General features: G+C 48.2%; 19 protein-coding genes, 7 tRNA genes and 3 rRNA genes. 8 read left to right on the top strand and 21 right to left on the bottom strand.

Annotation, left to right across the window (positions count from 1 at the left end; translation table 11 throughout):
• Positions 1 to 138: 138 nt before the first annotated feature.
• Complete coding sequence (locus DCC85_RS07155; RefSeq protein ID WP_108464953.1) at positions 139 to 615, bottom strand: Dps family protein; 477 nt, start codon at positions 613 to 615, stop codon at positions 139 to 141.
• A gap of 202 nt (positions 616 to 817) precedes the next feature.
• On the opposite strand from DCC85_RS07155, the gene mtnK reads away from it, so the two are divergent.
• From mtnK to DCC85_RS07140, 3 genes are all read left to right on the top strand, one after another.
• A complete protein-coding gene (mtnK, locus tag DCC85_RS07150) occupies positions 818 to 2038 on the top strand; it encodes an S-methyl-5-thioribose kinase (protein ID WP_108464952.1) in 1221 nt (406 codons plus the stop codon).
• On the top strand, positions 2038 to 3096 hold the full coding sequence (gene mtnA, locus DCC85_RS07145) for an S-methyl-5-thioribose-1-phosphate isomerase (RefSeq protein WP_108464951.1): 1059 nt from the start codon (positions 2038 to 2040) through the stop codon (positions 3094 to 3096). Before mtnK ends, mtnA begins: the two co-directional genes overlap by 1 nt.
• A 153-nt stretch (positions 3097 to 3249) precedes the next feature.
• Entirely contained in the window at positions 3250 to 3774 is a 525-nt protein-coding gene (locus DCC85_RS07140; protein ID WP_108464950.1) for a hypothetical protein, read from the top strand.
• Between the two features lie 71 nt (positions 3775 to 3845).
• On the opposite strand, the gene DCC85_RS07135 is transcribed toward DCC85_RS07140, so the two are convergent.
• Positions 3846 to 4220, bottom strand: coding sequence for a DUF423 domain-containing protein (locus DCC85_RS07135; protein ID WP_108464949.1), 375 nt, complete (start codon positions 4218 to 4220; stop codon positions 3846 to 3848).
• 175 nt (positions 4221 to 4395) lie between these two features.
• On the opposite strand from DCC85_RS07135, the gene DCC85_RS07130 reads away from it, so the two are divergent.
• From DCC85_RS07130 to DCC85_RS07120, 3 genes are all read left to right on the top strand, one after another.
• A complete protein-coding gene (locus DCC85_RS07130; RefSeq protein ID WP_108464948.1) occupies positions 4396 to 4830 on the top strand; it encodes a hypothetical protein in 435 nt (144 codons plus the stop codon).
• Positions 4831 to 4862: 32 nt separating this feature from the next.
• Complete coding sequence (locus tag DCC85_RS07125) at positions 4863 to 5711, top strand: DegV family protein (RefSeq protein ID WP_108464947.1); 849 nt, start codon at positions 4863 to 4865, stop codon at positions 5709 to 5711.
• Between the two features lie 293 nt (positions 5712 to 6004).
• Positions 6005 to 6724 carry a 3-ketoacyl-ACP reductase gene (locus tag DCC85_RS07120; RefSeq protein ID WP_108464946.1) on the top strand — a complete coding sequence of 240 codons (720 nt, stop codon included), beginning with the start codon at positions 6005 to 6007 and terminating at the stop codon, positions 6722 to 6724.
• Positions 6725 to 6789: 65 nt separating this feature from the next.
• Here the strand turns inward: DCC85_RS07120 and DCC85_RS07115 are convergent, their stop codons facing one another.
• From DCC85_RS07115 to DCC85_RS07095, 5 genes are all read right to left on the bottom strand, one after another.
• Entirely contained in the window at positions 6790 to 8028 is a 1239-nt protein-coding gene (locus DCC85_RS07115; RefSeq protein ID WP_108464945.1) for an L-lactate MFS transporter, read from the bottom strand.
• A gap of 134 nt (positions 8029 to 8162) precedes the next feature.
• A complete protein-coding gene (locus DCC85_RS07110; RefSeq protein ID WP_108464944.1) occupies positions 8163 to 8918 on the bottom strand; it encodes a LytR/AlgR family response regulator transcription factor in 756 nt (251 codons plus the stop codon).
• Positions 8915 to 10558 (bottom strand): sensor histidine kinase, encoded by a 1644-nt coding sequence (locus tag DCC85_RS07105; protein ID WP_108467766.1) that lies wholly within the window; start codon positions 10556 to 10558, stop codon positions 8915 to 8917. Before DCC85_RS07105 ends, DCC85_RS07110 begins: the two co-directional genes overlap by 4 nt.
• 148 nt (positions 10559 to 10706) lie before the next feature.
• Complete coding sequence (locus DCC85_RS07100; RefSeq protein WP_108464943.1) at positions 10707 to 11270, bottom strand: DUF420 domain-containing protein; 564 nt, start codon at positions 11268 to 11270, stop codon at positions 10707 to 10709.
• A gap of 101 nt (positions 11271 to 11371) precedes the next feature.
• On the bottom strand, positions 11372 to 11992 hold the full coding sequence (locus tag DCC85_RS07095; protein WP_108467765.1) for a TVP38/TMEM64 family protein: 621 nt from the start codon (positions 11990 to 11992) through the stop codon (positions 11372 to 11374).
• Between the two features lie 173 nt (positions 11993 to 12165).
• On the opposite strand from DCC85_RS07095, the gene DCC85_RS07090 reads away from it, so the two are divergent.
• Entirely contained in the window at positions 12166 to 13860 is a 1695-nt protein-coding gene (locus tag DCC85_RS07090; RefSeq protein WP_108464942.1) for a M3 family oligoendopeptidase, read from the top strand.
• A 53-nt stretch (positions 13861 to 13913) separates the two neighbouring features.
• Here the strand turns inward: DCC85_RS07090 and mnmH are convergent, their stop codons facing one another.
• Positions 13914 to 14963 carry a tRNA 2-selenouridine(34) synthase MnmH gene (gene mnmH / locus DCC85_RS07085; RefSeq protein WP_108464941.1) on the bottom strand — a complete coding sequence of 350 codons (1050 nt, stop codon included), beginning with the start codon at positions 14961 to 14963 and terminating at the stop codon, positions 13914 to 13916.
• A gap of 77 nt (positions 14964 to 15040) precedes the next feature.
• Complete coding sequence (gene selD / locus DCC85_RS07080) at positions 15041 to 16090, bottom strand: selenide, water dikinase SelD (protein ID WP_108464940.1); 1050 nt, start codon at positions 16088 to 16090, stop codon at positions 15041 to 15043.
• 178 nt (positions 16091 to 16268) lie between these two features.
• On the opposite strand from selD, the gene DCC85_RS07075 reads away from it, so the two are divergent.
• A complete protein-coding gene (locus DCC85_RS07075) occupies positions 16269 to 17351 on the top strand; it encodes a permease (RefSeq protein WP_108464939.1) in 1083 nt (360 codons plus the stop codon).
• A 128-nt stretch (positions 17352 to 17479) separates the two neighbouring features.
• Here the strand turns inward: DCC85_RS07075 and DCC85_RS07070 are convergent.
• From DCC85_RS07070 to sdaAB, 12 genes are all read right to left on the bottom strand, one after another.
• Positions 17480 to 17554: transfer RNA gene (locus DCC85_RS07070), tRNA-Gly, on the bottom strand.
• Positions 17555 to 17569: 15 nt separating this feature from the next.
• A tRNA-Lys gene (locus DCC85_RS07065) sits at positions 17570 to 17642 on the bottom strand.
• Positions 17643 to 17646: 4 nt separating this feature from the next.
• Positions 17647 to 17721: transfer RNA gene (locus DCC85_RS07060), tRNA-Gln, on the bottom strand.
• Between the two features lie 16 nt (positions 17722 to 17737).
• Positions 17738 to 17810 (bottom strand) — tRNA-His (locus DCC85_RS07055).
• A gap of 9 nt (positions 17811 to 17819) precedes the next feature.
• A tRNA-Met gene (locus tag DCC85_RS07050) sits at positions 17820 to 17893 on the bottom strand.
• A 40-nt stretch (positions 17894 to 17933) separates the two neighbouring features.
• Positions 17934 to 18009 (bottom strand) — tRNA-Ala (locus tag DCC85_RS07045).
• Between the two features lie 91 nt (positions 18010 to 18100).
• Positions 18101 to 18177: transfer RNA gene (locus tag DCC85_RS07040), tRNA-Ile, on the bottom strand.
• Between the two features lie 51 nt (positions 18178 to 18228).
• Positions 18229 to 18345, bottom strand: a 5S ribosomal RNA gene (gene rrf, locus DCC85_RS07035).
• Positions 18346 to 18576: 231 nt separating this feature from the next.
• Positions 18577 to 21506, bottom strand: a 23S ribosomal RNA gene (locus tag DCC85_RS07030).
• Positions 21507 to 21900: 394 nt separating this feature from the next.
• Positions 21901 to 23457, bottom strand: a 16S ribosomal RNA gene (locus tag DCC85_RS07025).
• The 16S, 23S and 5S rRNA genes sit together here with 7 tRNA genes alongside, the layout of an rRNA operon.
• A 358-nt stretch (positions 23458 to 23815) precedes the next feature.
• Complete coding sequence (gene sdaAA / locus DCC85_RS07020; RefSeq protein ID WP_108464938.1) at positions 23816 to 24682, bottom strand: L-serine ammonia-lyase, iron-sulfur-dependent, subunit alpha; 867 nt, start codon at positions 24680 to 24682, stop codon at positions 23816 to 23818.
• A 27-nt stretch (positions 24683 to 24709) separates the two neighbouring features.
• Positions 24710 to 25402 carry an L-serine ammonia-lyase, iron-sulfur-dependent subunit beta gene (gene sdaAB / locus DCC85_RS07015; RefSeq protein ID WP_108464937.1) on the bottom strand — a complete coding sequence of 231 codons (693 nt, stop codon included), beginning with the start codon at positions 25400 to 25402 and terminating at the stop codon, positions 24710 to 24712.
• Between the last annotated feature and the right edge of the window lie 12 nt (positions 25403 to 25414).

Here is a 25414-nt window from a genome sequence, read left to right as displayed (position 1 = left end):
AGACCTGCCATTTTCCATAAAAGCAACAGGCTTGACCATCCGTTGGCCAAGCCTTGGAAACGTTAACCTAACAGGCTAACGCAAAATATTTGTTCTTAACTGAGCGCTCCGTTTCGGCAAATTGCGACGACTGCATTCTTAGCCTAAGTAGGAGCGAAGCATCCACATATGCTTCTCAATTTCTCCCTTGAATCCGGTGAGAAGATCACTGGTCGCTTCGTCGCCCTCTTCATCGGCAAGCTCAATGCCCTCTTGGAAGGATTCCGTCAGCGTGGCAAAATCCTCAATCAGCGTCTGAACCATCGCCCGAGGATCCTCCTTGCCCGTTGCTTCCTGAATCGTAGCGATTTCCAGGTACTCCTTCAGCGTAGCGGAAGGGCTGCCTTTAATAGTAAGAAGGCGCTCTGCAATCTCGTCCATTTTAAGTGTTATTTCATTATAGAGCTCTTCAAATTTGACATGCAGCGTATAGAAATTCTCGCCCTTCACATACCAATGATAATTGTGAATCTTCACATATAGCACGTTTAGATTTGCAACCTGTTCATTTAGAACTTGTTGCAGACTTGAGCTTTTGGTCTTGTTAGAAGAAGACTTGGATTCCGTCTTTGCCATGTCAATCCCTCGCTTTTCATTAGTTATTGCATCCTTACTTTATTGTACCCTTACATCCATTTAACGAAACAAAGAGGACCTGGTTCAAAAAAAGGATACAATTAATCATCCTTTTCCGATATACTAACTTTACTGTGACAAAACGCATAGTCTGAATAAGCTTGAAACAGCGTTAAGGCGCCATTTATGGAGGTGTATTTATTTGTCTTTGTATCATCCCCTGACTTCGGAAGAAGCAGTCCGTTTAGCACGTAATGTAGATGATTTTTTTCAAGAAAATGCCCTGTTAACCTGTGAAGAAATTGGAGACGGCAACTTAAACCTTGTCTTCCATATCAGGGATGCGAAGAACGGTAAAGGCCTCATTATTAAGCAGGCCCTTCCGTATGCGAAGGTCGTTGGCGAGTCATGGCCGCTTAGTCTTGACCGTGCCCGCATAGAACGAGAAGCGCTGCAAATTCAACATCAACTGGCGCCTGATCTGGTACCGGAAGTATACGGTTATGATAACGATCTTGCGATCACAATTATGGAGGATTTGAGTGATCATACCATTATGCGCAGAGGGCTTATTGAAGGGCAAACCTACCCCCTCTTTGCTGAACATATTGGCCGTTTTATCGCTCACAGCCTGTTCTATACCTCGGACTTAGGAATGAATCAACAAGAGAAGAAGCTTCAGGCAGCCAGATTCACGAACCCGGATCTTTGCAAAATTACCGAAGACTTAATCTTTGACGACCCTTATCGGAATTCACCAAACAACAGCTTCACCGAAGATATCCGGCAAGAAGCCGAGGCTCTCTGGGAGGATCATGAGCTTCATCTGGAAGTTGCCCTGCTTCGCGAGAAATTCCTCACCCATGGAGAAGCCTTGCTGCATGGTGATCTTCATACAGGGAGCATCTTTATTACCCAAGAGTCTACCAAGGTGATTGATCCCGAATTCGCATTTTATGGCCCCATGGGATTCGATATTGGCGCAGTGCTTGCCAACCTGCTGCTCAATTATTGTGCTCAGCCGGGCTGGAGTCCGGACGAGAATGTGCTGAGTGAACGCAGAAGCTGGCTGCTTAAGTCTGTCGAAGAGGTCTGGCAGCAATTTGAAACGAATTTCCGGAAAGTATGGAATCAGGATGCGCTCGATCCTCTGGCTAAAACTCCAGGCTACCAAGACATTTACCTGCAGAAAGTGCTTCGGGATACGATTGGTTATACTGGAGCTAAAATGATTCGCCGTATTGTAGGTTTGTCCCATGTCGCTGATGTGGATACGATTTCTGATGATACCCTGCGGCATGAAGCCAAGGTAGCTGCCCTTCACATCGGTAAAGCCCTTATTAAGCGGGGACGTTACGCAAGCTCTATTGAAGAAGTCACGCTGATTGCAAGAAATGCCAAAGCGGTAGGAGGAGAAGTATAATGACCAGCTTAACGAATAGCCCTCTGCTCAGCATCCGCTGGGAGGATAATCAGCTGATCCTGCTCGACCAGCGCTTGCTTCCTGACGAAATTGTCTTCCTTGAGCTGACTACGCCTGAGGAGGTCTGGGAAGCTATCGCCTCCATGAAAGTCAGGGGAGCTCCCGCTATCGGCATTTCAGCCGCTTACGGGGTAGCGCTGGCGGGCATGAGATTCTCGGGTGAGCCGGGAGAATGGCTGGCTGAGATGACCCGGGTCGCCGATTACCTTGCTACTTCAAGGCCTACCGCTGTCAACCTGTTCTGGGCGCTTGACCGAATGAAGGACAGAGCTGCCCTATTGAACGCCGAGCAGGCGGACGTGGAGAACCGAAATCTTGGACTGCTTGCAGAGGCTGTACTGATCCATCAAGAGGATGAGGAAGTATGCAGACTGATTGGAGAGCATGCATTGCCTCTTTTTGAAAGCGGGATGGGGGTCCTAACCCACTGCAACGCTGGCGGATTGGCAACTGCCAAATACGGAACGGCCTTGGCCCCTATTTATCTTGCACAGGAAAAGGGCTTGCCTCTAAAGGTATTTGCTGATGAAACTCGCCCTGTCCTGCAAGGAGCTCGTCTGACAGCATTTGAGCTTCAGCAGGCGGGCGTCGATGTTACTCTAATCACGGATAATATGGCCGCACATGTCATGTCCAAAGGCTGGGTGCAGGCTGTAATTGTAGGGACTGACCGAATTGCAGCCAATGGTGATGTAGCCAATAAGATCGGAACTTACGGTGTTGCCGTCCTGGCTAAAGCCCATGGCATTCCTTTCTATGTTGCCTGCCCGCTCTCAACCATTGACCTGAACACTCCTACAGGCGCCGATATTCCGATTGAGGAGCGTCCGGACAGCGAGATTACAGAGGCCTTTGGCAAACGGACAGCTCCTGCAGGCATTAAGGTCTTTAACCCAGCCTTTGATATCACTCCGAACGAATATGTAACGGCAATTATTACGGAAAAAGGTATTGTCCGCCCTCCATTCGCAGATCATTTGCCTGAACTATTCAAATAAGAATTAAATTTCCATAAAATACATGACCGAAAATTTAAAAATTTAGGTTCTAGATGGACTAGGCTTCCCTATAGAATAATGTTATTATTATGAATACCGCCTTAGTACCAGCGGATGATGAGATAAGCGCGATTTGGGGGAACTATAGAAACTATGGATAACAATAACAACAACGAGACGGGCTTTCTATTCAACGTCGACATCTTAGTGAAAAGCAAGTCCAACGCGCTGGCACTTCAATCGTTAATAGAGCTAATCAATGGACATCATGGAGAGATTGTAGACTATCGGATTAAATCCGGCATTGAGCTCGGTGAAATTATAGAAGCTTCGCTTGCGGCCAAACGCAAGTCCATGCTGACGCCTTCTCTCAAGTCCAAAGCCGCCGATAATCAAGGACAAGCCTCATCCAAAGAACAAGCTGTTCCTGCTTCACCATCCAAAAGCTTACCGGTGCGTGATACGAAAGGAAGCCAAATTAATGACTGGGTGCAATCCTATATCACAAGCAACCGCTTGGTCAGATTGGTTATTGAAGGCGCTAAAGGACGGGTCAACATTCCTTGTAGAATACTCAACTATGTAGCCGATACTGAGATGCTCAGCGTCTATCATGTGGACGAGAAGCAGGTATATACCTACAAACTTAGTGAGATTGTAGACATTCTTGATGTATAAGAAAGCGGGCATTCCTCCTTGTTGTAAGTAACAAGGGATGCCCGCTTTTTTTGTTCTTCTTTTTAAAGAAGTTATTTTCGCTGAAGAGCTGCAGTCGCCAATAAAATCCACCCGGCAATAAAAGCGATCCCGCCAAACGGGGTAATCGCACCTAAAATCTTGACCCCCGTTATGCTAAGCACATACAAGCTCCCTGAAAACAGCACAATGCCGATGAACAATAGACGCATGGACCACAGCAGCTTACGGGATTCGCCCCACTGGTTAGCAAGCAGGGCTGCAATCAGAATACCCAAGCTATGCACCATATGGTACTGAACCCCTGTCTCGTATGTTTTCTGGGCGCTCTCATCCAAGACACTTTTAAGCGCATGGGCACCGAAAGCCCCAATCGCTACGGACAGCAGGGACAATATTGCCCCAATCGCAACGTATTTTCTTCCCAATGCTCTCTCCCCTTTTTCACTAATATTATTTCAGACAAGCTGCTTATATTGTAATGCATATCAGGCTATAGGTGACAGCTTCTCTCTCATGAAAGCAAAATGTTACTTGCTTTTTATCCGGATATATTGAAAAATTAGACAAGAATGAGACTTTATGACCCAAGGAGTTGAACAGATGGATCAGCAGCATTCTTCAGAAAATGAAAGCAGCTTTACTCCCTATCCCCAAGCAGAACGCGAAGCCTCTTACGATTTGAAGCATTCCGGTCCAGGCATCGCTTCCTTTATTGTCAATCTGATTGTATTTATCGGTTACATTGCTGGAATGTCTTCTGCATTTGCCGCCTTTGGCCGGCTTGATGAACATGTAAACCGAAGCACCGAGGAACTCTATAATTTAGTCGCTGACCAGCAGTATTTCGTAATCGGAGTCATCGTCATTATAATCAGTTTCTTCCTAAACCTGGTGGGTATGATTCTAGCGATCATCGGTCTCGCTCTTAAACACCGGAAGAAACGGTTTGCCGTTATAGGGTTCGTGGTAGGCCTTCTGCCAATCGCACTCTTAATCATTCTAACTGCCATTGGCTATGCAGTTAGAGGAGCATAACCGTAAATTTAGTATGCGGAAAGGTGATGACCATGAGTCATATCAAAATTTTTGCCGATAGTACCTGTGATCTCTCACCGGAGACACTGAACGAATATAGTATCAGTATTGTCCCGCTTTATGTGACGTTCCAGGACCAGACCTTCAGGGATGGGGTGGATCTCGTCCCTGAACAGCTGTACGCCAAGGTTACGGAGTCAGGCAAGCTGCCTAAGACGGCGGCTCCTTCACCCGCTGATTTCATCACAGCGTTTACCCCTCATATCGAGCGAGGGGAACAAATCATTTATATCAGTCTCTCTTCTCATCTGTCTTCAACCTATCAAAACGCGATTATCGCTGCCGAGGAGTTTGAGGAAGGAGCCGTCACTGTATTTGACTCGCTCAATCTCTCAACTGGCATCGGGATTCAGGTGCTGGCTGCAGCACGTGCAGCCCAGCAGGGGAAGACGGTGGAAGAGATCGTGGATTTGTTAAGCCGGATTCGTCCACAGGTCGACACAGAATTCATTATTGATTCCCTTGATTATTTACATAAAGGCGGCCGCTGTTCCGGCATGCAGAACTTCGTAGGCAGCCTACTGAAGATTCGCCCAGTAATCAAGGTTGAAGATGGCAAGATGACTCCTGCCTACAAGGTGCGCGGGAGCCGGGATAAAGCCTTTAACCAGATGCTTAACAACGCCTTGGGCAATCTAGAGCGTATGGATAAAGGCACCTTGTTCGTGACCCACTCTTTGGCGAAGGAAGATGCTGAATCTTTGCGCAGCACTCTTCTTGAGATGACCGGGGTCAAGGAAATTCTGATTACAGATGCCGGCTGCGTGATCTCCAGTCATTGTGGTCCTAAGACCATCGGAATCATATACTTGAAACATTAAGCAAGACAGTCATATGAACGACAAAGACCGCCCTTAACTGAAAAAGAGCGGTCTTTGTTATTTGCTGCACATCCGTGAAAGTTAAACTGCTTCACAGGAGCACACATCCTTGTAATTGATTTGCTTTTATATTAACATACTGACATTTCAATAAAAACAAACACGCATAATCGCTCTATTTTGTTAGGCTTGAGTAAGGTTGCTCATGCGTATTCTTGTACTTCAGTACACAGCTGTAATATCATAAGAATAGTTACCTTTTATCAGACCAATTAGAAAAGGAGTTTTGAACAATGGATTTGAGAAATCAAACTGCCATTATTACAGGTGCTGGCAAAGGCATTGGCAAAGCCATTGCCACAGCATTGGCTAAGGAAGGCGTGAATTTGGGGCTGATTGCCCGTACTGCAGAGGATCTGAAGCAGCTCCAAGATGAGCTTGGGGGCACTTATGGAGTGAAAGTAGCCAGTGCTGCAGCAGATATTTCTAACCGTGAGCAGGCCGAAGCTGCCGCTGCTTCCCTGCAGCTTGAGCTGGGCAATATTGATATTCTGATCAACAACGCGGGTATTGCTAAATTCGGCACCCTGCTTGAAATGGATCCAAGCGATTGGGAACGCATCCTTCAAGTCAATTTGATGGGTACATATTACATTACCCGTGCTATTCTGCCGGGAATGGTTAAGCAAAACAGCGGCAACATCATTAATGTCTCCTCTACAGCAGGCGAACGCGGCTTCGCTACCGGCTCCGCCTACTGTTCTTCCAAATTCGCCCTACTTGGATTGACCGAAGCATTAATGCAAGAGGTCCGCAAATCCAACATCCGTGTAACAGCACTTACGCCTAGCACGGTTAATACCGAACTGGCTTCTGGAGCCGGCCTTAAGATCGGTGACGAGGACCGCATGATGCAGCCAGAGGATGTTGCTGAATTGGCACTGGCAACCTTGAAACTTCCTCCGCGCGTATTCGTAAAAGCTGCTGGGATTTGGACAACCAACCCGCAATAACGCTCTTCACGGCAAACAGCCCGCAGGTACAAGTTAAACAACTTGTACCTGCGGGCTGTATTTCATTACCCGAGCTTTGTTTTAAGCTGCAATCTTTCACGGCGCTTACGCTCCCGGCTGCCTGGAGCCTTAATAGTACATGCAATGAGGAAAGAAATCGCACAGAGCAAAGCGATTACCATAAAGGTCACTTGGAAACCTCCAAGCCAGATGGCAATGAAGGAACCAGCTAAAGCGCCAAGCCCAAAGCCTTGATAAACAATACCATAGTTCTTACTATGATTTTTAAGTCCGAAGAAGTCGCCTACAATGGCAGGGAATACTGTGATGTTCCCCCCAAAACAGAAAGCAATAGCTGCAACACAAGCGAAGAACAATCCATAATTTAGTTGGACAAAGCTGAGAATCATCACGGCAATAGCAGTTACGAGTAGTGCGCCGGCTACAACTTTCAATCGTCCAACCTTATCAGACAGGGCTCCCAAGACAATTCGTCCGGCTGTATTGAAGATCGCAATCATTGCTACAGCATTGGCTGCAGAAGCCAAATCCAGCCCGGCCATCTTCACTCCGATATCTTTGACAATCCCAATCAAATACAACCCACTCATACATGCAGTGAAGAAAATCGCGAATAACAGATAAGCTTCCTTGGTGCGCAGCATTTCTTTCACTGTATAATCTTTTACCGCACGCTTCTCAGCTCCCGGCTTCTGATCAGCCTTGGCTGCTGCTTGAGCTGTGGCTTCCCGAACTAAGAACGATCCCAGAATGACCATTGCCATCACGATGATTCCCCAAAACATGAAGGCTCTAGAAACACCTACCGCATCAATAAAAGATCCGTTTACAAATTTAAAGATCAAACTACCCGTCCCGTATGCGCCTACCGAAATCCCTGAAATCAGTCCCTTACGTTCCGGGAACCACTTAATCAAATTAGATAATGAAGTAATATAAGCTGTTCCATCAGCAAATCCAACAACTACTCCCGCCAGCAAATACACCATCCCCAACGAGGATGCCTGAGAACTAAGAATAAGACCTGCTCCTAAAACCACACCTGCCGCTGCAATCAGCTTACGAAGACCGACACGCTCTTGGATGCGACCCGCAAACAAAGTTGAGAATGCCAAGGCAAAGCTAGTAATCGAGAATGTAATAGAGACAGCGCTCAGCTGCCATCCGAATTTATCCACTAGAGGCTGATTAAACAAACTCCAAGTATATATTGTTCCTAAGCCCATTTGAACGATAATTGTTCCAAGTACGATGAGCCAGCGGTTTGTCTTTATGGTTCCCATACCAATCTCCCTCTTTCGCTGCATTGTTGGTCTTTTTAGGACTGTGTCCTGTTTGATAAGACTAGTATACAGCCAGAGGAATGTAAGCGATTCAATTCAGGAATGAAATGCAGAATATACGGAATGAAATGCAGTCAAATATGCATGATCTGCCTGAATTCTTTCACCTTGCTGCGGCTAACCGGAACCTCGTATTCCAGGTCTCTCAGCCGAAGAAGATACGTGTTGTTGAACCAGGGAATAATCTCCCTGATTTTTGACAGATTCACTGTATAGGATCTATGGCATCTGAAGAAGGCATCTTGGGGGAGTCTGTTATGGAATTCCGTAATGCTCATCGGCATCGTATACTCCTCTTTTCGAGTGAATACTTGAGTTACCTTCTCCTGAGCGGAAGCATAATAAATATCGTGAATATCTGTCACAATGATCTTCTCATTCTTCCATAAGTTAATCGTGTGCGTGATTGGCTGACTCTCCTGCCCTGCTTTAACCGGACTGGCTGATTCAGCCTGCTCCTTCTTCTCCTTCGCATATGCGGTCTCAAGCTTGTTTAGCATAGAGAGGATTCTTGATTCGGGATAGGGCTTAAGAATGTAATCAAATGCCTCAATCTCAAACGCCTGTGCGGCATGCTCCTTATAAGCTGTGATAAAGACGATGTAAGGCTTCTTTGAAAATTTACTGATATTTTGAGCTAATAACACCCCATCCAGCGAGGGAATGTTGATATCCAGAAAAATAACATCCACTTCTTCCTGCTGCAGGAAACGCAGCACCTCAAGCCCATCTTCAAAACTCCCCACGATTTCCATTTGGCTATGGGTACGGATCAAATACTCCAGTTCTTGTCTGGCTAAGAATTCGTCTTCCACGATAATCGCTCTCATGAAGTCTCCTTATCTATATAAAAGTAAATTTCCGTGCCGGGATTCGTACGCCGGATCTTCAGGCCTTCTCCGTAGATCATTTGCACACGCTGATGCACGTTGAACAAGCCAATGTGATTCGATGGCATTTCACCGGTATACACATTCTGTATGATCTCCTCTCGAATTCCTACGCCGCTGTCGGCAATGGAAATACGGACGCGATCTCCTACATCCCGTACAGTAATTGTAACGGTTCCGGATCCCTTCCCCTTCAAAATCCCATGTACAATCGCATTTTCCACCAGCGGCTGAATAAGCAGGCTTGGAATTCGGACTTCCACATCATCAATATTATAGATGACATTAAGCTTGTTCCCAAACCGGGCCATTTCAATTTCTACATAGTCTCTTACCTGCTGCAGCTCTTTTTTAATATCAATTAGATCGTCGTTCAGCTCCAGATTGAATCTTAAATATCCAGATAAGTTGATAATCAGCTCTCTAGCCTTGTCCGGGTTAATTCGGATTGAAGAGGCAATAGCATTCAGTGCATTGAACAGAAAATGGGGGTTAATTTTGGTCTGCAACGCTTTAATCTCTGCTTTATTAGCCATCTCTTTAATCTGCTCAACCCTAGAAACCTCCATTAGAGTAGAGATCATCTGCGACAATCCGACAGCCATGGCTTCAATTGAATAGGTGATTTTATGAGCCTTGCTGTAGTAAATTTTCAACGTACCTGTAACTTCCCCTTTTTCCTTGAGGGGTATGATGATTAGGGACTGAATTTCCGGGGTACGCTCATCCGCCCCCTTGTTGTTAATCGTAATTTCACCGCTCGAAATGGTTCTTTTGGTCGCTTCGGTGATAATTTCATGCCCTATATTGTATTTCTCTTCTCCTAGACCAACATAAGCAAGGATATAACGAGTGTCGGTTATGGCCACCGCGTCGGCTCCAATTTCCTCCCGTATAATACTGCATATCGTATTTAGTGAATTTCGATTGATCGAGCGGAAGTAAGGCAGCGTCTTATTCGCTATATCGAGCGCCAGCTTTGCCTGCTGTGCAGCTACCTTCTCCTTCTCACCTTCAACACTTTGAACCAGAAGAACAATTAAGCCCACATTAATTTGCCCCAGGATCATCGGAGCTGCAATGCGCGAGACAATATCGGCTCCCAGCTCAGGGGGCTCTGCAAGCAGCAGGATCAGCAGCATGGTTAATCCCTCGCACACCATCCCGGCAACGATACCGGCACTCCAGCGATGCCTCTTAGCTATTTTCAAATGGATAAAACCTGAGACAAAGCCCGCAGCGATGCTTGTAATTAGACAAGGGATTGAAGTCACTCCATGAATATCAATAAAATAACGGTGGATCCCAGATACAATTCCCGTAATTCCTCCAACCCAGGGTCCAAATAAAATTCCCCCGGACATGATCGCTATAATCCTTACGTTAACCAGCGACCCTTCTACATTAATTCCAGAATAGGTGCCAAATATAGCAAATGCCGAGAAAATCAGCGTTACGATCGTAAGCTCCTGACGAGAGAAGGTCCGCTTCTGTAGAAGCTCCCTAAACCTTGCAATCCTTGTCAGAAAAAACAGACAAATCAAGAGCAGTGCTGCTCTCTCAAACAGCTGAAGCAGCATTCCGAATGGTTCGTTCAATCGCATATCCCCCTTACCTTACTGACTTTAATAGCTCGATATCTTACTCCTCTAGACAAAGCAGCAGCCCTGTCTCTTCCGGCAAGGCCTGGAAGAAACGGGGCTGCTGCTGATTCTCTTCACTGGCCCATTAATAGTACGGAGCCATCATGAGGTATACGATTACGCCTGTCAAGCTAACGTACAACCAGATCGGCATTGTCCAGCGGACGATCCGCTTGTGCTTAGCAATCTGCATGGTCCATCCCCACACCAAGGCGAACAGCGCCAGAGGTACGACGATGGCTGCAAGGAAGCTGTGCGTAATCAGAATAAAGAAGTAAATGGGGCGAATAAAGCCTTCACCACCATACTTCGCCGTCTCTGGTGAAATGTAATGGAACGTCAGGTAGGACACCAGAAACAGCAAGGTTGTTGTAAATGCTAGCAGAATAAACACCTTGTGGATCTTCACATTCTTCTTAATGATCGCAATCAGTGCTGCCACTAGAAAAATGAACGTGAAGCTGTTAAAAATTGCGTTCAGTCTAGGGAAAATAGTCAAATCAAACTGAACAGCTCCTTCATAGCCAATCGGTGAGAAGAACAGCAGAAGGATAATAATGTTCGCAATGACCGAGATTGTAATGATAAGCCCTGCAAAATTCTTATTGGTTTTTGCGGAGTACTCCTTGTTATCGGCAGTTTTATTCATGAATTCACCAACTCTCCTATCGAGTTCTTGTCTATGTCAATTATATCTGCATCATAAACGTGCTGTTAAGTGACAATAATCTGACTTTTTCCGCTAAAGTCTCAAGATGCTTGTTCTTCAGGATTCAGCGTTCCTTTTCCCCGCCCTGCTTTTGCTGCAAAATAGGCTTCAATTCTTCGGCTTGCCCAGACCGACACCGCGACAAACAGCAGCACATAAATCAGCCTGTAAGGATGCTTAATAAATTGGGATACATCATGACCTATATACGAAATGGCCAGAACCATGATTGCCTTGCCAAAAGCAATAGCAGTTATAAAGGAGCTTGTGCGCATCCGGGCAGCTGCTGCAGCCATATTGACTACGACAAAGGGCCCCACTGGAAATATACTAAGCCAGAATACATAGCCGAACCCGTTGCGCCGTACCCATTCCATGCTCCGCCGGACCTTCGCTTTATCCGTCCATTTCCTAACATACCGGGATGAAGCGACTGTTTTGACCAGCATAAAGGTCGTTAGACATCCGGCAACCATGCCAATCCAGGAATACAGGAATCCGAGCCACATCCCGTATACCGCTGCATTAATACCCACGATAACAATCGTAGGCAGCGGGGGGATAAATGACTTCAGGAAGGTCAGAAGTATACCTGGAAGAGGACCCCATGATCGATAGGCTTCTATGAAGTCCCTTATATTCTCCTCTGTTAAATACGACATTATGCTAAGCGGAAAACGCAAGTGGTTGATTCCCCTCTCGTCAAGCCTTGTGAATTTGAGCACTTTAACCATAACAGTGCATAAATTTAAATTTAATTAAACTTTATTGGTATTCTGTCATTCAGATTATATATAATAGAAAATAGATTGTACAGAAAGGGTGAAGATTGGTTATGAAGTTTAGTGAATATCAGTATGTCCGTCCAGACCTTAACAAAGTAAAACAGCAGTTCAATGAATTGCTTACCGAATTTAAGGCTGCCGACAGCTTTGAAGAGCAGGATAAAACCCTGGAATCCATCAACAAGCTTCGCAGTGAAGTCGGCACCATGGAGACGCTTGTCAGCGTACGCCACTCTATTGATACTAACGACGAATTCTACAAAGCTGAACAGGAGTACATGGATGAGATTGGGCCTGTAATTGAGGAGTACATAACCGAATATTACAAAGCGCTTGTTAATTCCAAATTCCGCTCCGAGCTGGAGAAGAAGTGGGGCAAGCAGCTGTTCCGGCTGGCAGAAGTCTCGATCCGCACATTCAGTCCGGACATTATCGAAGACCTTCAGCTTGAGAACAAGCTGTCTACAGAATATTCCCAGCTGATCGCTTCTGCCAAGATTCCGTTTGAAGGCGAAGAGCGTACCCTTACCCAGCTTACTCCTTTCGAATTGTCTACAGACCGGGACATGAGAAAGCGTGCTTCCGAAGCCAGATACCAGTTCATGGCAGAGAACGAAGCTGAGCTTGACCGTATTTACGATGAGCTCGTTAAGGTCCGTACGCGGATGGCCAAGAAATTGGGCTACCCAAGCTTTGTAGAGATGGGCTACGACCGCATGACACGTACCGATTATAATGCGGATATGGTCAGCAATTTCCGCAAACAGGTCTTGGAGCATATTGTCCCTGTATCCTCAGGCCTGAAGAAACGCCAGGCAGAGCGGCTTGGGCTTGAGAAGCTGAGCTACTATGATGAGAACTTCAAATTCAAATCCGGCAACGCAACGCCTAAAGGCGATCCGGATTGGATTGTTGCAGGTGGCGCTAAGATGTATGAAGAGCTGTCTCCTGAAATGAATGAATTCTTTACCTTCATGCTGGAGAACGATCTGATGGATCTCGTCAGCAAGAAAGGTAAACAAGGCGGCGGCTACTGTACTTATATCAGTGAATATGAAGCTCCGTTCATCTTCTCTAACTTTAACGGAACTTCAGGGGATATCGATGTACTGACACACGAAGCCGGACATGCTTTCCAAGTATACTCCAGCCGTCACTACAAAGTGCCTGAATATGCTTTTCCAACCTATGAAGCTGCTGAGATTCATTCCATGAGTATGGAATTCTTCACTTGGCCTTGGATGAATCTGTTCTTCAAGGAAGACACAGATAAATACAAGTTTGACCATCTGGCAGATTCCCTGCAGTTTATTCCGTACGGGGTTGCCGTGGATGAATTCCAGCACTTCGTATATGCCAATCCTGAGGCGACTCCGGCAGAGCGTAAACAAGCATGGAGAGACATTGAGAAGAAATACTTGCCTCATCGTAATTATGATGAGAATGAATACTTGGAGCGCGGCGGCTTCTGGCATAAACAAGCTCATATTTTCCGCACACCGTTCTATTATATCGATTATACTCTGGCGCAAATTTGTGCCTTCCAGTTCTGGAAACGGTCCAACGAAGACTGGAAATCAGCATGGAGCGACTACCTCAATCTATGCCGCGCAGGCGGCAGCAAGTCCTTTACCGAGCTTGTGAAGCTTGCTGGGCTGATTTCTCCTTTTGAAGATGGCTGTGTTGCCTCTGTTATCGGAGACATTGAGAGCTGGTTAAACGGGGTAGATGATAAAGCACTATAAAATACTGAATTTAATGTACAAGAAAAGCGGCCCTTGAGGGGGACCGCTTTTCTTTATGCTTGGCGAATAACGCCTTCACGACTGAGATACTGCCTGATTTGCTCTGCTGCCTCATCCGCATCCTTGGCCGTGATTCGGACAAGCTGGCTTTCCGCAAGCGTCTGCGCAGTATGTTCATATCTTGGATCATAATAGTGCTTGAGCAATAGAGGAATGGCCTCTGCATATTGCCCGGTTTGCAGGAACTTCTCGATCTCTGCCGCGATCGGTGTATGGATACGTTCCTTGATTCTTCTGAAAGCACGCATACATTCCTCCTGGTGCTCCTCCGGCCGATAATCCATCAGAATCTGATGAACCCGCTGATCCATGGGGAGTTCAATCCAGAAATGCACGGCCGCATCCTTCTTAGAGAGAAGAAAATCCGGCAGAGCAATCTTGCCAATCCTCTTGCTCTCGGCTTCAAACAGCACGCAAGATGCATCTTGCAGCTGAAGGAGACGCTTTAAAAGGGCTGAATCAAATTTTTTCTGATTATGAGACGTTAATCCAACTCCTCCAAATACAGAACCCCGGTGCCCGGCCATAGCTTCCAGGTCCAGCACAGGATAATGCTGCTTCTCAAGCTGCTGCAAAATATATGTTTTACCATTGCCCGTATTGCCGTTAAGCACATAAGCTGGTGGCTGGACCGTGTACTGTTCAAGCTGTTCTACAACCCATCTGCGATAAGAGCGAAAACCTCCGTTAAGCCGGTATGCCTTGATTCCCATGAGCCCTAACAACGTGGCTGTTGTCCGGCTGCGCATGCCTCCTCGCCAGCAGAATACAGCCTTCTTACCAGGAATCGCTTGAAAAGCCTTGATAAAGTCAGGCAGTTTAGCTGATACGATCTCCAGTCCCCGACTCTTAGCGGCTTCTACACTAACCTGCTTATATAATGTTCCAATTTCTGCCCGCTCCTCATCCGTAAAGATCGGGATATTTAGACTTCCCGGAATGGTTGCTTCTCGATATTCTGATGGTGAACGTACATCTATTGGTACTATTTCATGCTGATCTTGCTTCGCAAGAAGCTCTTCTACATCCATATCCTGAAACAAACTCATCGCTCCTTGCAGCTATTATTTGTTATTCTTTGGTGTTTTGTTTACTTGTTACAGACCTTATTCCTTCCACATTAAACAACATTAATATGTCCAGGATGCTCTGCGGTCACTTCACCAATCAGAGCTGCTTCTACACCGGCTTCAAGCATATCTTGAAGAAGCGAATCGGCCTCCGCCGCCGAAACAGCAATTAGCAGCCCTCCCGATGTTACGGCATCACAAAGCATCCATTGTCCAATGGAATCCAGCTCCTCTGGGAAAGTAATATCCCCTTCAAGGTGTGCAAAGTTGTTCTTCGTGCCTCCGGGTACAAATCCGGCCTCGGCTAGTTCACGTACCCTAGGCAGGAAAGGAACCTTTTCATGATAAATTACCAAGCCTGTGTTGCTGCCCTTGGCCATTTCCGAAGCATGTCCGAGCAGACCAAAGCCGGTAACGTCCGTACAAGCACTAACTGTATAAGACTCCATCTTCTCCGCCGCTGTTTTATTAAGCGTAGCCATAACCCGAGTAACTTCAGCCACTTCATCCGCGCTTAGTTGATCTTTTTTGATCGAAGTCGTCAAGATCCCCACACCGATAGGCTTTGTTAGAATCAACTTATCACCAGGCTTCGCTCCTGCGTTGGTGCGCACGCGGTCGGGATGAACCACTCCCGTCACCGCTAAGCCGAATTTTGGCTCTTTATCATCAATGGAGTGGCCGCCAACCAGCGTGACACCCGCTTCCTTCATCTTGTCTCCAGCACCGCGCAGGATCTCTGTTAAGATCGACTTTTCCAGTGTGTGTATAGGGAAGGCAACAATATTTAAGGCTGTTAGCGGTTTTCCGCCCATCGCATAAATGTCGCTGATCGCATTCGCTGCAGCTACCTGACCGAATGAGTAAGGATCATCGACAATAGGGGTAAAGAAATCCAGCGTTTGTACGATGGCAAGATCATCCGTCAATTTGTACACGCCTGCATCATCACTGGTATCTAGCCCTACAAGCAGATTAGGATTATATTCAGCTGGAGGCAGACTCCGCAACACTTGAGACAGATCGGCCGGACCGATCTTACAGCCGCATCCCCCTTTAGAAGAAAGTGAAGTTAATTTAATTTGATTAGGTTGTTCCATAAGGGAATTTCCTTCTTTCCTAATGAAATATATAGATCATATAACTTTGAGCTAATTCACATGTGAACTCACGAACCATCCTCTAATAGTATACCACTACATGAAAATCACGCAAAAACTCATATATATTGTGTTATACTATTCTTCTGGGAATAAAAAACTAAATATGGAGGTTGTCATGACACACACATCCAGTGCATCGAATTCCTCGGTACAATCTCACCGTAGCCCAAGAGTTATTGTACTGGCTATTCTTTTTGTGATCATAGCCGCTGCAGGATTGAGCTACGTCAAATGGTGGCCTTACTACGGTAAAGCCCTTAAAGCTATTACAGACCACACTTTGGGCTCTTCCATCCTCGGAGGGAACGTGGATACTTCCTCGGCCCCGTCCTGGATTCTTGCTTGGGATTATGCGGTTGCTTATTTCAAAGCGGTCTGGAAGGCAGCTGTTCTTGGCGTGCTCCTGGGTTCCTTGGTTCAGGTATTGCTGCCAAGCGGCTGGCTGCTTAAGGTGCTGGGCAAAGCTAATTTTAAAAGCACAGCTCTTGCAGGAATCGCCTCCTTGCCAGCTATGATGTGTACCTGCTGTGCAGCTCCCCTTGCTGTAGGCCTTCGTAAAAAGAACGTCTCCGTAGGGGCGAGCCTGGCCTTCTGGTTAGGCAATCCGACGATTAACCCGGCCACACTGATCTTCATGACTTTTGTACTGTCTTGGAAGTTCACTATGCTTCGGCTGGTGTTCGGGATTCTGCTCACTTTTGGGGTAAGCTACTTCGCCAACCGCTTTGCCGATAAATCGGATATTCCTGACGAGGTGCTTGCAGCAGCTGCCGAGACCGATACTGTTGAGAACGGTCCCTTCCTTACTCGCTGGATCAAGAGCATTTGGAGCATGCTGCTCAGCATCGTACCCGCCTATATTATTTTTGTACTCATATTGGGCGCTCTACGCGTATGGCTCTTCCCTGCTGCTGGAATAGCGGAGGGGAATAACCTACTTGTGATCATCGGCTTTGCAATTGCGGGCATGTTATTTGTCATTCCTACGGCTGCAGAGATTCCCATAATTCAAACGTTTATGTCTTTCGGTCTGGGGGCAGGCCCTGCTGGCGCGTTGCTGCTCACCCTACCTGCCGTAAGCTTGCCTTCGCTCTTGATGATTGCCCGGTCCTATCCAAGACGGGTTATCCTCTTTGTTGCTTCTTCTGTTGTTGTGCTGGGCATACTCTCCGGTATAGCCGGAATGCTATTCCTATAGTTTACTTAAATACAGCCTATAACCGACGTATAGCGGGGTTATAGGCTGTATTTGTTATCGAAGCATAGGAATGCTCCCCGTAAATAAAAAAACACTGCAGTTCATCTGCAGTGTTTAGATTGATCGAATGGAGCGGACGACGGGAATCGAACCCGCGACCCTCGCCTTGGCAAGGCGATGCTCTACCGCTGAGCCACGTCCGCTAATACTACCTTAAATGGGTCATGAAGGGCTCGAACCTTCGACACCCTGATTAAGAGTCAGGTGCTCTACCAACTGAGCTAATGACCCACAATGGCTGGGGATATAGGATTCGAACCTATGCATGACGGAGTCAAAGTCCGTTGCCTTACCGCTTGGCTAATCCCCAATCTTATTATGTAAAGGGCGATCGATGGGACTTGAACCCACGAATGCCGGAGCCACAATCCGGTGCGTTAACCCCTTCGCCACGACCGCCATATTCAATTGCGGGGGCAGGATTTGAACCTGCGGCCTTCGGGTTATGAGCCCGACGAGCTACCGGGCTGCTCCACCCCGCGTCAGTAATAATACACCATTAGAACTAGTGTAATTTATATATGGTGGAGCCAAGCGGGATCGAACCGCTGACCTCCTGCTTGCAAGGCAGGCGCTCTCCCAGCTGAGCTATGGCCCCATATCTCATCCCAAAAAGTGATGTGCAACTTTGCGATTCATTCCGATACTTCTCGGATTCCCTATACACTCAATTGATGGAAGTTAGAGAATGGTGGGCCCTAGTGGACTCGAACCACCGACCTCACCCTTATCAGGGGTGCGCTCTAACCAGCTGAGCTAAGGGCCCTTATCTAATCTGCCGAATCATCGGCGAGACAAAGTTCCCATCAGGGAATTCGCTTGGCGGCGTCCTACTCTCCCAGGACCCTGCGGTCCAAGTACCATCGGCGCTGGAGGGCTTAACGGTCGTGTTCGGGATGGGTACGTGTGGAACCCCTCCGCTATCGCCACCAAACAGGTTTTTTCCGGTCGCTATCGCTCCCTGAAATTCATCAAGGAAAATAACCCACCTTCAAAAACAGCCTGCGAGTAAATATCAAATCATGATATCGACCCACAATTGTTCAGATGTTTGATCACCTGAAAACTGGATACGAAACGAAATTGTGATTTAGATCTTCTCGGGGTCCCCGCAAAGTATTCGGAATCAGCCTCGAAGCCTTTTCTTCACTTTGTGGGGTTATTTTAGGATAAGCCCTCGACCGATTAGTACTGGTCAGCTCCATGCATTGCTGCACTTCCACCCCCAGCCTATCTACCTCGTCGTCTTCAAGGGGTCTTACTAATTGGGAAATCTCATCTTGAGGGGGGCTTCACGCTTAGATGCTTTCAGCGCTTATCCCTTCCGCACTTAGCTACCCAGCTGTGCTCCTGGCGGAACAACTGGTGCACCAGCGGTGCGTCCATCCCGGTCCTCTCGTACTAAGGACAGCTCCTCTCAAATTTCCTACGCCCACGACAGATAGGGACCGAACTGTCTCACGACGTTCTGAACCCAGCTCGCGTACCGCTTTAATGGGCGAACAGCCCAACCCTTGGGACCTACTTCAGCCCCAGGATGCGATGAGCCGACATCGAGGTGCCAAACCTCCCCGTCGATGTGGACTCTTGGGGGAGATAAGCCTGTTATCCCCAGGGTAGCTTTTATCCGTTGAGCGATGGCCCTTCCATGCGGTACCACCGGATCACTAAGCCCGACTTTCGTCCCTGCTCGACTTGTCAGTCTCGCAGTCAAGCTCCCTTTTGCCTTTGCACTCTTCGAATGATTTCCAACCATTCTGAGGGAACCTTGGGGCGCCTCCGTTACTCTTTAGGAGGCGACCGCCCCAGTCAAACTGCCCACCTGACACTGTCCCCGCACCGGATTACGGTACCAGGTTAGAACTCCGATACGATCAGGGTGGTATCCCAACGTCGCCTCCACCGAAGCTGGCGCTCCGGCTTCCTAGGCTCCCACCTATCCTGTACAAATCGTATCAAAGTCCAATATCAAGCTGCAGTAAAGCTCCATGGGGTCTTTCCGTCTTGTCGCGGGTAACCTGCATCTTCACAGGTATTAAAATTTCACCGGATCTCTCGTTGAGACAGCGCCCAAGTCGTTACGCCATTCGTGCGGGTCAGAATTTACCTGACAAGGAATTTCGCTACCTTAGGACCGTTATAGTTACGGCCGCCGTTTACTGGGGCTTCGGTTCACAGCTTCGGATTACTCCTAACCGCTCCCCTTAACCTTCCAGCACCGGGCAGGCGTCAGCCCGTATACTTCGCCTTGCGGCTTCGCACAGACCTGTGTTTTTGCTAAACAGTCGCTTGGGCCTTTTCACTGCGGCCCCCTCGGGCTATTCACCCTACCGAGGCACCCCTTCTCCCGAAGTTACGGGGTCATTTTGCCGAGTTCCTTAACGAGAGTTCTTCCGCGCGCCTTAGAATTCTCTTCTCGCCCACCTGTGTCGGTTTACGGTACGGGCACCTTCACCTGGCTAGAGGCTTTTCTTGGCAGTGTGAGATCATGACCTTCGCTACTGTAATTTTCACTCCCCATCACAGCCCAGCCTTAAAGTGTGCGGATTTGCCTACACACCAGCCTCACTGCTTGGACGGACATCCATCAGTCCGCGTCACTACCCTGCTGCGTCACCCCATCGCTCATAACGGTTTACGGTGGTACAGGAATTTCCACCTGTTGTCCTTCGACTACGCCTTTCGGCCTCGCCTTAGGTCCCGACTTACCCTGAGCGGACGAACCTTCCTCAGGAACCCTTAGGCTTTCGGCGGATCAGATTCTCACTGATCTTTTCGTTACTCATACCGGCATTCTCACTTGTATGCTGTCCAGCGCTCCTTACGGTACACCTTCAACCTACATACAACGCTCCCCTACCCCTGATACATTCATATCAAGCCATAGCTTCGGTGGTGTGTTTAGCCCCGTTACATTTTCGGCGCAGAGTCACTCGACCAGTGAGCTATTACGCACTCTTTAAATGGTGGCTGCTTCTAAGCCAACATCCTGGTTGTCTGTGCAACTCCACATCCTTTCCCACTTAACACACACTTGGGGACCTTAGCTGATGGTCTGGGCTGTTTCCCTTTTGACAATGGATCTTAGCACTCACTGTCTGACTCCCGGATATGAGTCCATGGCATTCGGAGTTTGACTGAGCTTGGTAACCCTTGGCGGGCCCCGCACCCAATCAGTGCTCTACCTCCACGACTCTTTTCTTCCGAGGCTAGCCCTAAAGCTATTTCGGGGAGAACCAGCTATCTCCGAGTTCGATTGGAATTTCTCCGCTACCCCCACCTCATCCCCGAACTTTTCAACGTTCGTGGGTTCGGGCCTCCAGTGCGTGTTACCGCACCTTCACCCTGGACAGGGGTAGATCACACGGTTTCGGGTCTACGCCCACGTACTCAATTCGCCCTATTCAGACTCGCTTTCGCTGCGGCTTCGGCTCTTCACCTTAACCTTGCACGGGAACGTAACTCGCCGGTTCATTCTACAAAAGGCACGCCATCATCCATATAGAGGACTCTGACTTCTTGTAAGCACACGGTTTCAGGTTCTGTTTCACTCCCCTTCCGGGGTGCTTTTCACCTTTCCCTCACGGTACTGCTTCGCTATCGGTCGCTAGGGAGTATTTAGCCTTACCAGATGGTCCTGGCAGATTCATACGGGGTTTCACGTGCCCCGCACTACTCGGGATCCGTCTCGGAGGGAACACATTTTCACCTACAGGGCTTTTACCTTCTCTGGCGGGCCTTTCCAGACCTCTTCAACTAACCTGTTCCTTTGTAACTCCATGTGAGACGTCCCACAACCCCAGAGAGCAAGCTCTCTGGTTTAGGCTGTTCCGCGTTCGCTCGCCGCTACTGACGGAATCACTCTTGTTTTCTCTTCCTCAGGGTACTTAGATGTTTCAGTTCCCCTGGTCTGCCTCTTCACACCCTATGTATTCAGGTATGAGTGACTGGCTATTACACCAGCCGGGTTTCCCCATTCGGACATCCCCGGATCAAAGCTTGCTTACAGCTCCCCGAGGCCGTATCGTTGTTCGCCACGTCCTTCTTCGGCTCCTAGCGCCTAGGCATCCTCCGTGTGCTCTTAATAGCTTAACCTAATCGCTCGGATTTTGGGCCGATACGCTCTGTTGTTCCTTGGTTTCTCAATTGAAATGAATCAAGGTTGAAACCCACTCACAAAGGATCGATCGTCTCCAAAATACCTCGCTCTGTAGCTATCACTTCACTTGTTCTCTTCGATCACAAGTTTCAGCTAAAGAGATGTTTCTAAAACGCAATTTCGTTTCGTTATCCAGTTTTCAAGGATCAAAGCAGTTTCGAAGAAACTGCGACCTGTGTGAATTTCGGTCAATCCGATTGGGTTGATGAAATCATGCAGATCCATTTTGAGAGTTTGAGCTCTCAAAACTGACCAACGAGTGAGATGGTTGGTTAACTCAAGGTTAACCCATATTTGAATGTCTTCACCACCGAAGACGATTCTCCATAGAAAGGAGGTGATCCAGCCGCACCTTCCGATACGGCTACCTTGTTACGACTTCACCCCAATCGTCTACCCCACCTTCGGCGGCTGGCCCCCTTGCGGGTTACCTCAACGACTTCGGGTGTTGTAAACTCTCGTGGTGTGACGGGCGGTGTGTACAAGACCCGGGAACGTATTCACCGCGGCATGCTGATCCGCGATTACTAGCAATTCCGACTTCATGCAGGCGAGTTGCAGCCTGCAATCCGAACTGAGACCGGCTTTTCTAGGATTCGCTCCAGATCGCTCCTTCGCTTCCCGTTGTACCGGCCATTGTAGTACGTGTGTAGCCCAGGTCATAAGGGGCATGATGATTTGACGTCATCCCCACCTTCCTCCGGTTTGTCACCGGCAGTCACTCTAGAGTGCCCAGCTTGACCTGCTGGCAACTAAAGTTAAGGGTTGCGCTCGTTGCGGGACTTAACCCAACATCTCACGACACGAGCTGACGACAACCATGCACCACCTGTCTCCTCTGTCCGTAAAGGAAAGGTACATCTCTGTACCGGTCAGAGGGATGTCAAGACCTGGTAAGGTTCTTCGCGTTGCTTCGAATTAAACCACATACTCCACTGCTTGTGCGGGTCCCCGTCAATTCCTTTGAGTTTCAGTCTTGCGACCGTACTCCCCAGGCGGAATGCTTAATGTGTTAACTTCGGCACCAAGGGTATCGAAACCCCTAACACCTAGCATTCATCGTTTACGGCGTGGACTACCAGGGTATCTAATCCTGTTTGCTCCCCACGCTTTCGCGCCTCAGCGTCAGTTACAGCCCAGAGAGTCGCCTTCGCCACTGGTGTTCCTCCACATCTCTACGCATTTCACCGCTACACGTGGAATTCCACTCTCCTCTTCTGCACTCAAGCCACCCAGTTTCCAGTGCGACCCGGAGTTGAGCTCCAGGATTAAACACCAGACTTAAATGGCCGCCTGCGCGCGCTTTACGCCCAATAATTCCGGACAACGCTTGCCCCCTACGTATTACCGCGGCTGCTGGCACGTAGTTAGCCGGGGCTTTCTTCTCAGGTACCGTCACCTTAAGAGCAGTTACTCTCTCAAGCGTTCTTCCCTGGCAACAGAGCTTTACGATCCGAAAACCTTCATCACTCACGCGGCGTTGCTCCGTCAGACTTTCGTCCATTGCGGAAGATTCCCTACTGCTGCCTCCCGTAGGAGTCTGGGCCGTGTCTCAGTCCCAGTGTGGCCGTTCACCCTCTCAGGTCGGCTACGCATCGTCGCCTTGGTGAGCCGTTACCCCACCAACTAGCTAATGCGCCGCAGGCCCATCCGTAAGTGACAGATTGCTCCGTCTTTCCCAAGTCCCTCATGCGAGGAACTTGTGTATCCGGTATTAGCTACCGTTTCCGGTAGTTATCCCAGTCTTACAGGCAGGTTGCCTACGTGTTACTCACCCGTCCGCCGCTAAGTTATTTAGAAGCAAGCTTCTAAATAACTCCGCTCGACTTGCATGTATTAGGCACGCCGCCAGCGTTCGTCCTGAGCCAGGATCAAACTCTCCAATAAAGGTAAAGCTTGTGACTCATTTTGAAACTGACGAGAAAGGATCGAATTTCAAATCGAGATGGACTTGAAATTCATCCGTTAATTCTCATTTATATCTCACTCGTTGTTCAGTTTTCAAAGATCAAACTGTTCTTTCGTCTCAACCGAACTCGTCGGCGTCAACTTTTATATCATAACATGTCAGCAAGCAAGATGCAAGAAGTTTTTTTTAACTCAACTGTCTCTCGATTGCACCAACATATCCAGCCAAACTCTTGTTCAACAGCCGGAATAATAATATAACACAAATTAAAGTTAATTATCAAGATTTTTTTTCAAAAAAATTGACCTGCCTATAAGGGCAGGTCTTTAAACCTCATTATAACCCCTGCATAATCTTACGTCCTGTAGGGGTTTGAGCGAGTCCGCCCTTGGCTGTCTCCCGGTGTTTTTCAGGCATAGACGAGCCTACTTCCATCATAACCTGAATCACCTCATCCGATGGAATAACGCTGCGTACACCAGCCATAGCCATATCCGCAGCAGCCAGTGCAGTTACTGCTCCAAAACCGTTACGGACAATACAAGGCACCTCAACAAGCCCTCCGACAGGATCGCAGATCAGTCCGAGTGTGTTTTTAAGGGCAAGACCAACTGCGTGAACGGCCTGTTCCGGGGATCCTCCGCGCAGCTCAACCAAAGCTCCGGCAGCCATCCCGATTGCAGAACCAATCTCAGCCTGGCACCCGCCTTCAGCTCCAGAGATGAAGGAGTTATTGGCAATGACATAGCCGATAGCCCCTGCGGCAAACAATCCATACACCATATGTTCATCGGTCCATCCGAACCGCTGCTGACTGCTTACGAATACCCCTGGAATCACACCGCAGGATCCGGCAGTTGGCGTTGCCACAATCCGCCCCATCGAGGCATTCACTTCCGAGACCGAGAGCGCATATGCCAGCGCTTCTCCTGCCGGTCCGCCCAAGCTTAACTCCTGCTTGGATGCCATGGTCATGACTCTCTGTGCATCCAGTCCTGTAAGGCCGCTAGGAGATGTCGTATCTTCATTCAACCCCCGGCGTACCGCCTCCTTCATTACTTCATAATAGTCTGCCATAGTGGCAAACTCCTGCTCTGTAGAACGGCCCGATTCTCTCGCCTGCTCCTCCACCATTAACTCTCCAATGGTTTTGTTCTGTTCACGGCAAAGAGCAGCCAGCTCCTCCAATGTGCTAAAGTTCATTCTTATCCTCCTGATTTTTTCTTCTTCCTAATTTGATACAGCGCTTGGTTCCGATAAATCGACCCGTCCAATCCACTTGAGGGATTCCATCTCCTGCAGATGTTGAATAGCGGACTCATCAGCATGTCCGTCCAGTTCCACTACAGTCATCGCGAGTCCGTTGCGGCTCTTGCGATCCACCGACATGTGTGCAATGTTGACACCATGGGTACTGAGCTCTCGGGTTATTCCTGCAATAACTCCCGGTAAATCAAAGTGCCGGATGACAAGAGTCGGATAAATTCCGGTTAATTTTATATTAAAATCATCAATTTCCTGGATCTCAATATTTCCTCCTCCGATGGAAATCCCGATGATGGACAGCTTGGTCTGTCCCCCATCGCAAGTCACCTCAATCCTTGCTGTGTTAGGGTGCCGCATTCCTCCGCGCCCTTCTTCAAACCGGACTGTCATCCCTGCCTCCTCTGCTCTTAACAAGGCTGTAGGGATGCGTGAATCATCGGTCGTGTAATCCAGCAATCCTCCCACAATCGCCCGGTCCGTTCCGTGCCCTTGATAGGTTGCAGCGAATGAACCGTAAAAGGTAATAACCGCCTCCTCCGGCTGCTTGCCAAGCAAATGCCTAGCTACCCTACCAATTCTGGCGGCACCAGCAGTGTGAGAGCTGGACGGTCCAACCATCACAGGTCCGATAATTGAGAATACATCTTTAAAGCGCATGCGAACAACCTC

The sequence above is a fragment of the Paenibacillus sp. CAA11 genome (assembly GCF_003060825.1).
GTDB lineage: Bacteria > Bacillota > Bacilli > Paenibacillales > Paenibacillaceae > Fontibacillus.
This window is presented reverse-complemented; position numbering and strand designations above follow the sequence as displayed.

Coding starts and splice junctions, on each gene's coding strand:
- DCC85_RS07155 (WP_108464953.1), bottom strand. CDS start 615: ATGGCAAAGACGGAATCCAAGTCTTCTTCTAACAAGACCAAAAGCTCA.
- mtnA (WP_108464951.1), top strand. CDS start 2,038: ATGACCAGCTTAACGAATAGCCCTCTGCTCAGCATCCGCTGGGAGGAT.
- DCC85_RS07140 (WP_108464950.1), top strand. CDS start 3,250: ATGGATAACAATAACAACAACGAGACGGGCTTTCTATTCAACGTCGAC.
- DCC85_RS07130 (WP_108464948.1), top strand. CDS start 4,396: ATGGATCAGCAGCATTCTTCAGAAAATGAAAGCAGCTTTACTCCCTAT.
- DCC85_RS07125 (WP_108464947.1), top strand. CDS start 4,863: ATGAGTCATATCAAAATTTTTGCCGATAGTACCTGTGATCTCTCACCG.
- DCC85_RS07120 (WP_108464946.1), top strand. CDS start 6,005: ATGGATTTGAGAAATCAAACTGCCATTATTACAGGTGCTGGCAAAGGC.
- DCC85_RS07115 (WP_108464945.1), bottom strand. CDS start 8,028: ATGGGAACCATAAAGACAAACCGCTGGCTCATCGTACTTGGAACAATT.
- DCC85_RS07110 (WP_108464944.1), bottom strand. CDS start 8,918: ATGAGAGCGATTATCGTGGAAGACGAATTCTTAGCCAGACAAGAACTG.
- DCC85_RS07105 (WP_108467766.1), bottom strand. CDS start 10,558: ATGCTGCTTCAGCTGTTTGAGAGAGCAGCACTGCTCTTGATTTGTCTG.
- DCC85_RS07100 (WP_108464943.1), bottom strand. CDS start 11,270: ATGAATAAAACTGCCGATAACAAGGAGTACTCCGCAAAAACCAATAAG.
- DCC85_RS07095 (WP_108467765.1), bottom strand. CDS start 11,992: ATGTCGTATTTAACAGAGGAGAATATAAGGGACTTCATAGAAGCCTAT.
- DCC85_RS07090 (WP_108464942.1), top strand. CDS start 12,166: ATGAAGTTTAGTGAATATCAGTATGTCCGTCCAGACCTTAACAAAGTA.
- selD (WP_108464940.1), bottom strand. CDS start 16,090: ATGGAACAACCTAATCAAATTAAATTAACTTCACTTTCTTCTAAAGGG.
- DCC85_RS07075 (WP_108464939.1), top strand. CDS start 16,269: ATGACACACACATCCAGTGCATCGAATTCCTCGGTACAATCTCACCGT.
- sdaAA (WP_108464938.1), bottom strand. CDS start 24,682: ATGAACTTTAGCACATTGGAGGAGCTGGCTGCTCTTTGCCGTGAACAG.
- sdaAB (WP_108464937.1), bottom strand. CDS start 25,402: ATGCGCTTTAAAGATGTATTCTCAATTATCGGACCTGTGATGGTTGGA.